Here is an 8,852-nt window from a genome sequence, read left to right on the forward strand (position 1 = left end):
GTCAGATACCGACCTTGTCGTGTGCGAAAGCGGGAACGACCCAGGCGGAGTCGGCGGCGTGGGAGGCGGCCGTCGCCTCGACGAACTGGACGCCGATCAGCCCGTCGCGTCCGGTGGGGAAGGACAGATCGCGGATGGTGGTGGGTGTGTCGTCGCGGCGGGCGCGGAGTTCGTCCGCGAGATCGCGGTAGAAGTTCGCGAACGCCTCGAGGAAGCCTTCGGGATGTCCCAGGCCGGGGCGGGTGAGCCGGTCGGCGTCCTCGGACAGCGTGCGCATCCCCTGCGCGAGGATCGTCGTGCCGCCGTCGAGATCGCGCACCGTCAGGTGGTGTGGGTCCTCGTGCCGCCATTCGATGCTCGCGGTGTCGCCGAACACCCGGATGCGTAGGCCGTGCTCATTGCCGGTGGCGGCCATGCTCGCCCACAGTGTCGCGGGTGCCCCGTTGGAGAGGGCGAGCCGAACGGTGGCGTTGTCGAACACCCGCCGTCCGGGGACGAGGGTGTCCAGTACGGCCGACACCCTGGTGGCTTCGAGTCCGGTGACGTACCGCAGGAGGTGGAAGGCGTGGGTGCCGAGATCGCCGACGACGCTGGGGAATCCCGCGACGACGGGGTCGGTGCGCCATCGTGCCTGCCGGTGTTCGCCGAGTTCGACGGCTGTCGCGGCCCAACCGGACGCGTGCTCGACGGCGACGAATCGGATCCGCCCGAGGTCGCCGTCGCGCACCATCCGGGCCGCGTGCCGGACCATCGCGTACGCCGAATAGCAGTGCGGGACGGCGAGAATAGCGCCGGAGGATTCGGCGATCGCGACCAGCTCCGCCGCCGACGCCGAGTCAGGGGTGAGGGGCTTCTCGCACACCACCGAGATGCCCGCCTCGAGGAACGTGCGCGCGATGTCGAAGTGGCTGTCGTTCGGGGTGGTCACGGCCACCACGTCGACGCCGTCGTCGCGGGCGGATTCCCGTTCGGCCATCTCCCGGTAGTCGCGATAGGTACGGTCAGCCGGTACGCCGAGGCTCTCGGCGATCCGCGCCGACGACGCGCGGTCTCGCCCGAAGACCCCCGCGTGCAGGTCGTATCGATCGTCGAGGCGCATCGCGTAGCGGTGGGTCTTGCCGATGTCGGCGCCCTGCCCGCCGCCGACCATGCCCGCGACCAGGCGCAGGCTTCCTTGCTTGCTCAACTGGGCTCCTACTGAGGGGTTTTGACCGCGAGAACCGGGATCGGGGACTGCAGGATGAGGCGTTGACTCACGCTGCCGAGCAGGGCCTTGCCGACCGCACTGCGGCGTTTGACGCCGATCACGAGGCGTTCGATGCCGGGTCGTTCGTCGAGCAGGTCGAGCACGGCGGTCGCGGGATCGCGGTCTCCACGGCCGATGCGGTCGAGGACGGTCACGCCGTCGTCCGCGAGCGTGTGCACGTCTTCGGGTTCGGTCAGGGAGAGGTTCACGACCAGGAGGTCGGTGCCCAGCATCGCGGCTTCCTTCTTGCCGGCCAGGAGGGCGTGTGATCCTTCGGAGGAGTCGGTCACGGCTACGAGCACTGTCATGGGATCAACCTTTCAGGGGGCACGGTGCGGCGACTGTCACGAGTACTCGCGCCGGAACTGGTCTTCGAGTTCCTCGAGGGAGCGGCCACGGGTTTCCGGAACCTGGGTGGTGATGAAGATGAGAGCCAGTACGCCGAGGCCCGCGAAGATGAAGAAGGTCGCACCGATTCCGAGTGCGGCCACGACGGGTGGGAAGAGCAGCGCGACAAGCGCGTTGGCGATCCACAGCGCGAATATGCAGACGCCGATGGCGAAGCTGCGGATCTTTAGCGGGAAGATCTCCGACAGCATCAGCCACACCAGGGGGCCGATCGTGGCCTGCATCGAGAAGACGAACAGCACCACGAACGTCAGGATCAGGTAGGCCTTGAGGGTGCCGTCGGGCAGCAGGAACGCGGACAGGCCGACGAGCACGTGGAACGTGGTGGTGAGGGTGAAGCCGCCGATGAGCATCTTCCGACGGTCGATCCGGTTGATCAGGGCGACGCCGGTGAGGACGCCGAGCACGCTGAACAGACCGTTGAGGGTGTTCGCGACGATGGCGGCGTTGGAGGAGAATCCGGCGTCGCCGAGCAGCTGGGTGCCGTAGTACATCACCGAGTTGATGCCGGTGGCCTGCTGGAACACGCCGAGGCCGACCCCGATGAAGATGAGGCGGCGGATCCACTTCACCGACAGGTCCGCGGCCCCGCCGGTCTGCGAGAGCTTCTCCTCCTCCGCGAGCGCCCGGACTTCCTCCAACTCGGCACGTGCCCGCTCCGGGGACCGAACCTGGAGAAGCACGGCGAGCGCTTCGTCGTGCCGATCCTGCGACATCAACCAGCGCGGGCTCTCCGGCATCCGCAGCATTCCGACGAACAGGAAGATGGCCGGAGTGACGGCGACCAGAAGCATGAAGCGCCAGACGTTCTCGTGCTCACCCCAGAGGTTGAAGATGAGGGCGTTGATCACGAATGCGGCGAACTGGCCGACGACGATCATGACCTCGTTGCGGGAGACCACGCTGCCGCGCCGTTCGGTGGGAGAGATCTCGGAGAGGTAGACGGGCACCGTCGCGGAGGCGCCGCCGACGGCGAGGCCGAGGATGAAGCGGAACAGTGCGAGCACCTCCCACGTCGGGGACAGCACGCAGCCGATCGTCCCGATCATGAAGATGATCGCGAGCACCAGGATGTTGTGCCGGCGTCCGAACCGGTCGGACATCCGTCCGCCGACCAGAGCGCCGATCGCGGCACCGAAGATCAGGATGCTCACCACCAGGCCTTCGGTGAACGAGGTGAGGTGGAGGTCTTCCTTGAGCGGTTCGAGTGCGCCGTTGATGACTCCGGTGTCGTATCCGAAGAGCAGGCCGCCGAAGGTGGCGACCACGGCGATGATGCCGAGTCTGTGCGAGTGCCGCCCGGGGGCGTCGGCAGGCAGGGACGGGGCGGTAGTTCGGGTGAGATCGCTGGCCATGAACATCTCCTCGACGTATTCCATGTACAGAACACGTAATGTGTTTATGTCCGAACAAAGCTAACCCATTGTGACTCGGGGCACAACGGCAAGCCAACCATCGGGCGATTCCCACAGCGCGATCTACCGCCTCCTACCCACGAGTAATAGAACGCACGATCTGTTATCGTTCCGGATATGCCCAGGCCACGAGTCCACGACCTCGACGACGCGCTCGATGCCGCCGAACAGCTGGCAGTCGAGGGTGGACCGAGCGCGGTGACCCTGCGTGCGGTCGCCGCGGCCACGGAGATGTCGAACGGGGCCATCTACCACGCATTCGGCTCGCGGGGAGGGCTCGTCGGGCGCGCATGGTTGCGGGCAGCACACCGGTTTCTCGACCTGCAACAGGAATCGGTCGAGGAGGCGCTGGGGCGTGGTCCCGTGGACGCCGTCGTCGCGGCAGCCGACACCCCGGCCGTCTTCGCCGAGCGGTTCCCGCAGTCGTCGCGACTTCTTCTCACCGTGCGCCGCGACGAACTACTCGGCTCCGAAGTCCCCGAGGACGTCGCCGCCGAGTTGTCGCGCCTCGACTCCGTCCTCGTCGAACTGTTCGTCCGGTTGGCGCTGGCGGTGTGGGGGCGCAAGGACGGTCGCGCGGTCGAAGTGATCGAAGCGTGCGTCGTCGGGCTCCCCACCGGACTGCTACTGCACGCCCGGCGAAAACCGGACGGCGCCATGCGCAGACGCCTGGAGACGGCGGTCCGCGCCGTCCTCACTCTCGACCCCCCGTCCCCGGGGAAACGTCACGACAGCAACACGAAAGGTTCCTGATGACCGCCACCCTGACCTACCGGGACACGATCGCCGTCCTCGACCTCGGCGACGACGAGAATCGTTTCTCCCCCGAGTGGCTCGACACCGTCGACCGACTCCTCGACGACGCCCACGAACACGGCGCGCAGGCCCTGGTCACCACAGCCACGGGGAAGTTCTACTCCAATGGCCTCGACCTGGACTGGCTGATGGCCAACGGCGACCGCGCGGACTGGTACATCGGACGCGTGCAGGCCCTGTTCAGCCGGATTCTGACGCTCCCCCTGCCGACGGTGGCGGCGGTCAACGGGCACGCGTTCGGTGCCGGCGCCATGCTGGGAATCGCCCACGACTACCGGGTGATGCGGTCCGACCGCGGGTACTACTGCTTCCCCGAGGTCGACATCCACATTCCGTTCACGCCGGGGATGGCTGCGCTGATCCAGGCCAAGCTGACACCGCAGACCGCGATCACCGCCATGACCACCGGCCGCCGCTACGGCGGCCCCGACGCGCACACGAGTGGGCTGGTCGACGGGACCGCGCCAGAAGGCGCGGTCCTGGGTGCCGCCGTCGACCTGATCGCGCCGCTCGCGGGGAAGGACGCCGGCACGCTCGGCGCGATCAAGTCCACCATGTTCGCGCCGGCCGTCGCCGCGCTCGCGTCGGGCCGATCATGACCCGTTGACGCAAAACCTATTGTGCAAGAGTGATGGTCACTCGCCCGGGACGTGGAGAATCAGGGCGTCGCCCTGTCCGCCGCCGCCGCAGAGAGCCGCGGCGCCGGTTCCACCACCGCGTCGTTTCAGCTCGAGCGCGAGGTGCAGCACGACCCGTGCCCCCGACATGCCGAGCGGGTGCCCGATGGAGATGGCGCCGCCGTTCACGTTGACCCTCGACGGGTCCAGTCCGAGCTGCCGGGTCGACTCGATGCCGACGGCGGCGAAGGCCTCGTTGATCTCGACGAGATCGAGGGCCGAGGGCTCGAGTCCCTCACGGGTGCACGCCTTGTCGATGGCATTGGCGGGCTGCTGCTGGAGCGTCGAGTCCGGTCCGGCGACGACGCCGTGGGCGCCGATCTCGGCGAGCCATTCGAGTCCCAGCTCCTCGGCCTTGGCCTTGCTCATCACCACGACGGCGGCCGCGCCGTCGGAGATCTGCGACGCGGAACCCGCGGTGACGGTGCCGTTCTTGCTGAAGGCGGGCCGCAGCTTCGACAGCGACTCGGCCGTGGTGTCGGCGCGAATGCCCTCGTCCTCGGAGACGACGAGCGGCTCGCCCCGGCGCTGCGGGATGGTGACGGGAACGACCTCATCGTCGAAGAGCCCGTTCTTCCACGCGGCCGCGGCACGCTGATGTGAGGCGGCGGCGAAGGCGTCCTGCTCCTCGCGACCGATTTTGTCGGTGTTCGCGTTCCGGTCCTCGGTGAGCGCACCCATCGCCTGCTCGGTGAAGATGTCGTACAGGCCGTCGTAGGCGAGGTGGTCCACGAGGGTGGTGTCGCCGTACTTGAAACCGCTCCGCGAGTTCGGGAGAAGGTGCGGGGCCTGCGACATCGACTCCTGCCCACCGGCGACGACGACATCGAATTCGCCGGCGCGGATCAACTGGTCGGCGAGCGCGATGGCGTCGAGACCTGACAGGCACACCTTGTTGACGGTCAAGGCGGGCACCGACATCGGGATGCCCGCGTTGACCGCGGCCTGCCGGGCCGGGATCTGACCGGCGCCGGCAGTGAGGACCTGCCCCATGATCACGTACTCCACCAGTTCGGGTGCCACCCCGGCCTTGTCGAGGGCGCCCTTGATGGCGATGCCACCGAGATCGGATCCGGAGAGTGACGCGAGCGAACCCGTCAGCCGGCCGACGGGGGTCCGGGCTCCGGCGACGATGACGGACCTGGTGCGAGAAGTCATGGGAGTGTCCTTGGTGTCGTGACGAATGTCGCTCAGACGAGCGCGGATTCGCGGATCTCGAGGGGGGTTCCGGTGGCGGCGACGACCTCGTCGACGGTGACGCCGGGGGCAATCTCACGGAGAGCGAGGGTGCCGTCGCCGACCACGTCGATGACGGCGAGGTTGGTGATGATGCGGTTGACCACGCCCTGGCCTGTCAGAGGCAGGGTGCAGGCGTCGATGATCTTGGGGTTGCCGTCCCGGTCGGTGTGTTCCATGAGGACGATGACGCGGCTCGCGCCGTGCACGAGGTCCATCGCGCCGCCCATGCCCTTGACCATCTTGCCGGGGACCATCCAGTTGGCGAGGTCGCCGGTGCGGGAGACCTGCATGCCACCGAGGACGGCGGTGTCGATGTGGCCGCCGCGGATCATGCCGAATGACAGCGCGGAATCGAAGAATGCGGCACCGGCGTTGACGGTGACCGTCTCCTTGCCGGCGTTGATCAGGTCGGGGTCGACGTTCTCGTCGGTGGGGTAGGGCCCGGTGCCGAGGATTCCGTTCTCCGAATGCAGGGTCACCGTGACGTCGGTGCCGAGGTATCCGGGAATGAGCGTCGGCAGTCCGATGCCGAGGTTGACGTATTCGCCGTCGACCATCTCCGCGGCCGCGCGGGCGGCCATCTGCTCACGTGTCCATCCGTTGGTGCCGGTCATCGAGTGGCTCCTTCCGTGCTGCTGACTGTCCGCTTCTCGATCCGCTTGTTCTGGGGTCCGGTCTCGACGATGCGTTGAACGAAGACCCCGGGCAGGTGCACCTGGGCGGGATCGATGGTGCCGGCGGGGACGAGTTCCTCGACCTGCGCGATAGTCACCTTCCCGGCCATCGCCGCGAGGGGGTTGAAGTTCAGGGCCGACTTGTCGAACACCAGGTTCCCGGCGGTGTCGCCGCGCAGTGCGTGGACCAGTGCGAAGTCGGCGGTGATGCCGAGTTCGAGGACATAACGCTTGTCGCCGAACACGCGGGTTTCCTTCGGGGGCGACGCGAGCGCGACGGAACCGTCGGCGGCGTACCGCCAGGGCAGTCCGCCGTCGGCGACCGGGCTTCCCACACCGGCGGGGGTGAAGAACGCGGGGATGCCCGCGCCGCCCGCCCGGAGACGTTCGGCCAGCGTGCCCTGCGGGGTCAGCTCCACCTCGAGCTCACCGGAGAGGTACTGACGGGCGAATTCCTTGTTCTCGCCGACGTACGACGCGGTGACACGACGGATCCGGCGGGCGCCCAGCAGAATTCCGAGCCCGTGGTCGTCCACACCGCAGTTGTTGGAGAAGACCTCGAGGTTGCCGACACCCGAGTCGGCGAGCGCACGGATCAGCGAGTCGGGGATTCCGCACAGGCCGAACCCGCCCACGGCGATCGACGCGCCGTCGGACACGTCCGCGACTGCTTCTTCCGGGGTGTCGAACACTCTCGATCCCATGTGCATCCTTTCTCCTGGCCGCCGTACCGGCGATACCGTCTTCCGCATCGAATCGTCCACCTGGTGAACGCCTCCGTGCGACGAGCTTTGTTCCACTAAAAGGGGTCGCTTTGTGCATTTCAAGAGATCCGGACACAGTGCTCGCGGTCTGGACGTCACGCCGCATAGCGTTCACTGAGTGAACGTATACTGCGGTCATGGACGACGCGCAGCGGCCGCAGGTCATTCGACGGGTGGGATCCCTCTTCCGGGCCATCGCGGCCCTCGAGTCGTCGGGATCCTCGACGTCCGCCCTGGCGCGAGAGACGGGTCTCGCCCGCCCCACCGTGCATCGCCTGCTCGTCTCGCTGGCCGAGGAGGGACTGGTGGACCGCGATCAGAAGTCGGGGAAATGGTCGCTGGGGCCCGAGCTGTACCTGCTGGGCTCGCTCGCCGCCAGCCGGTACGACATCACGGACCGCTCCCGCGACATCCTCCGCGATCTCGCCCGCGAGACCGGCGAGAGCGCCTTCCTGTCCGCCCGCCGCGGCGACGAAACCGTCTGCATCGCGAGCGAGGAGGGCAGCTTCCCGCTGCGTTCCCACGTGCTGTACGTCGGCATCCGCCTACCGCTCGGGGTGGCGTCGGCGGGACTGGTGATCCTGTCCCACATGCCGGACCGCGACGTCGCGGACTACCTGACGCGCGCCGACGTCACCGGCGAGTGGGGAACGCAGCACAGGCGGGACGAGATCGCCGAGCGGATCGCGGAGACACGCCTGAACGGATACGCCGTGAATCCCGGACTGCTCGTGGAGGGCAGTTGGGGGATGGGCGCCGCCGTCTTCGACGCCCAGGGATCACCGGCCTGGGCATTGAGCATCACGGGTGTGGAAAGCCGGTTCCGCGAGGAGCGCCGCCGCGAACTGGGAGAACTCCTCCTCCGCGAGGCGCACCGGCTCACCCAACTGCTTGCCGACCGGCCGCGAGGTCGGGGGTGAGTATGAGGTGGAACCGCGCCTACGCAGCCTTCCGCCGTCGCTGCGGTCGCCCGTGGCGGGTGTCGATACTCCACAGGTGGGTGCAGTCGGGGCACTGAAGGTGGACGTGGGTGCCCTGATTGCTCAGCAGGTACTGCCAATGCCGGTCGCAGTTGCGGCCGGACCCGCAGTCGCGGCAGTCCGAGCCGTGGTCGCAGCCCGGGCAGGGCAACCAGGCGCGACGGGAGAAGTCCGCGGTCGGATCAATCGGTAACACGGCCCACCGTCCGATCCGGGAGCACACCCGCCTGCACCAGCTCGTCGTAGATTCGCTGCTGCTCGGGGTCGAGACCGGAGTACAGCATGTCGTACGCCCGCTCTTCCTCCGCGAGCACGGCGACGGGGTCCCAGTCCTCGCCGATCGCTTCGAGAACGGCGGTGCGCCGCCGCGCCTCGTCCAGCGTGAGGTCGAGCGCGAACGAGAGTTCGGAGTCGCTACCCATGTGGTCACCTTCGTTTCGCAGTCGCCGATGCCGAAGAGAGTCACTCGAGCCCGCCCAAGATCACAATGACCTGGATCACGTCGATTGAAAGTGTTGCGTCGTGTTAACGACGAAATGCCCCGCCATCCGGGTGGATGACGGGGCGCGTGGTGCGGGTGGGGTCAGGCCTGGAGGCCGGCCTCGATCTCGAGGGTGATGGTGATCTTGTCGC

Annotated in this window: 10 protein-coding genes; 3 read left to right on the top strand and 7 right to left on the bottom strand. The window is 67.7% G+C overall.

Translation table 11 applies throughout. The features are described 5' to 3' along the window. Position 1 precedes the first annotated feature (1 nt). The 3 genes from ACFVJ3_RS16690 to ACFVJ3_RS16700 are packed head-to-tail and all read right to left on the bottom strand — an operon-like array spanning position 2 to position 3,033. A complete protein-coding gene (locus ACFVJ3_RS16690; RefSeq protein WP_378453083.1) occupies positions 2-1,186 on the bottom strand; it encodes a Gfo/Idh/MocA family protein in 1,185 nt (394 codons plus the stop codon). Between the two features lie 8 nt (positions 1,187-1,194). Beyond that, a complete protein-coding gene (locus ACFVJ3_RS16695) occupies positions 1,195-1,554 on the bottom strand; it encodes a universal stress protein (RefSeq protein ID WP_378453084.1) in 360 nt (119 codons plus the stop codon). A gap of 36 nt (positions 1,555-1,590) precedes the next feature. Next, positions 1,591-3,033 carry a sugar porter family MFS transporter gene (locus tag ACFVJ3_RS16700; protein ID WP_378453085.1) on the bottom strand — a complete coding sequence of 481 codons (1,443 nt, stop codon included), beginning with the start codon at positions 3,031-3,033 and terminating at the stop codon, positions 1,591-1,593. 153 nt (positions 3,034-3,186) lie between these two features. Here ACFVJ3_RS16700 and ACFVJ3_RS16705 point away from each other — a divergent pair, with 153 nt between their 5' ends. Continuing rightward, positions 3,187-3,822, top strand: a complete 636-nt coding sequence (locus tag ACFVJ3_RS16705) for a TetR/AcrR family transcriptional regulator (RefSeq protein WP_378453086.1) — start codon at positions 3,187-3,189, stop codon at positions 3,820-3,822. Continuing rightward, positions 3,822-4,484 (top strand): enoyl-CoA hydratase-related protein, encoded by a 663-nt coding sequence (locus tag ACFVJ3_RS16710; protein ID WP_378453087.1) that lies wholly within the window; start codon positions 3,822-3,824, stop codon positions 4,482-4,484. The genes ACFVJ3_RS16705 and ACFVJ3_RS16710 overlap by 1 nt, the downstream gene beginning before the upstream one ends. A 36-nt stretch (positions 4,485-4,520) precedes the next feature. Here the strand turns inward: ACFVJ3_RS16710 and ACFVJ3_RS16715 are convergent, their stop codons facing one another. The 3 genes from ACFVJ3_RS16715 to ACFVJ3_RS16725 are packed head-to-tail and all read right to left on the bottom strand — an operon-like array spanning position 4,521 to position 7,179. Beyond that, on the bottom strand, positions 4,521-5,720 hold the full coding sequence (locus ACFVJ3_RS16715) for an acetyl-CoA C-acetyltransferase (protein WP_378453088.1): 1,200 nt from the start codon (positions 5,718-5,720) through the stop codon (positions 4,521-4,523). A 32-nt stretch (positions 5,721-5,752) separates the two neighbouring features. Further along, entirely contained in the window at positions 5,753-6,415 is a 663-nt protein-coding gene (locus tag ACFVJ3_RS16720) for a 3-oxoacid CoA-transferase subunit B (RefSeq protein ID WP_378453089.1), read from the bottom strand. Further along, complete coding sequence (locus ACFVJ3_RS16725; RefSeq protein ID WP_378453090.1) at positions 6,412-7,179, bottom strand: CoA transferase subunit A; 768 nt, start codon at positions 7,177-7,179, stop codon at positions 6,412-6,414. Before ACFVJ3_RS16725 ends, ACFVJ3_RS16720 begins: the two co-directional genes overlap by 4 nt. Before the next feature lie 197 nt (positions 7,180-7,376). Between ACFVJ3_RS16725 and ACFVJ3_RS16730 the strand changes: the two genes are divergently transcribed. Next, positions 7,377-8,159: an IclR family transcriptional regulator gene (locus tag ACFVJ3_RS16730; protein WP_378453091.1), complete on the top strand. Its 783-nt coding sequence runs from the start codon at positions 7,377-7,379 to the stop codon at positions 8,157-8,159. Positions 8,160-8,401: 242 nt separating this feature from the next. On the opposite strand, the gene ACFVJ3_RS16735 is transcribed toward ACFVJ3_RS16730, so the two are convergent. Continuing rightward, on the bottom strand, positions 8,402-8,641 hold the full coding sequence (locus ACFVJ3_RS16735; protein ID WP_005237803.1) for a DUF6400 family protein: 240 nt from the start codon (positions 8,639-8,641) through the stop codon (positions 8,402-8,404). Positions 8,642-8,852: the final 211 nt, after the last annotated feature.

Origin of the sequence: Rhodococcus sp. NPDC127593, assembly GCF_042671975.1 — a bacterium.
Taxonomy (GTDB): domain Bacteria; phylum Actinomycetota; class Actinomycetes; order Mycobacteriales; family Mycobacteriaceae; genus Rhodococcus_F.

Bases quoted from the DNA above. Each gene is read 5' to 3' on its own strand.
- ACFVJ3_RS16695 (WP_378453084.1), bottom strand. From the start codon at position 1,554: ATGACAGTGCTCGTAGCCGTGACCGACTCCTCCGAAGGATCACACGCC.
- ACFVJ3_RS16700 (WP_378453085.1), bottom strand. From the start codon at position 3,033: ATGGAATACGTCGAGGAGATGTTCATGGCCAGCGATCTCACCCGAACT.
- ACFVJ3_RS16705 (WP_378453086.1), top strand. From the start codon at position 3,187: ATGCCCAGGCCACGAGTCCACGACCTCGACGACGCGCTCGATGCCGCC.
- ACFVJ3_RS16710 (WP_378453087.1), top strand. From the start codon at position 3,822: ATGACCGCCACCCTGACCTACCGGGACACGATCGCCGTCCTCGACCTC.
- ACFVJ3_RS16715 (WP_378453088.1), bottom strand. From the start codon at position 5,720: ATGACTTCTCGCACCAGGTCCGTCATCGTCGCCGGAGCCCGGACCCCC.
- ACFVJ3_RS16720 (WP_378453089.1), bottom strand. From the start codon at position 6,415: ATGACCGGCACCAACGGATGGACACGTGAGCAGATGGCCGCCCGCGCG.
- ACFVJ3_RS16725 (WP_378453090.1), bottom strand. From the start codon at position 7,179: ATGGGATCGAGAGTGTTCGACACCCCGGAAGAAGCAGTCGCGGACGTG.
- ACFVJ3_RS16730 (WP_378453091.1), top strand. From the start codon at position 7,377: ATGGACGACGCGCAGCGGCCGCAGGTCATTCGACGGGTGGGATCCCTC.
- ACFVJ3_RS16735 (WP_005237803.1), bottom strand. From the start codon at position 8,641: ATGGGTAGCGACTCCGAACTCTCGTTCGCGCTCGACCTCACGCTGGAC.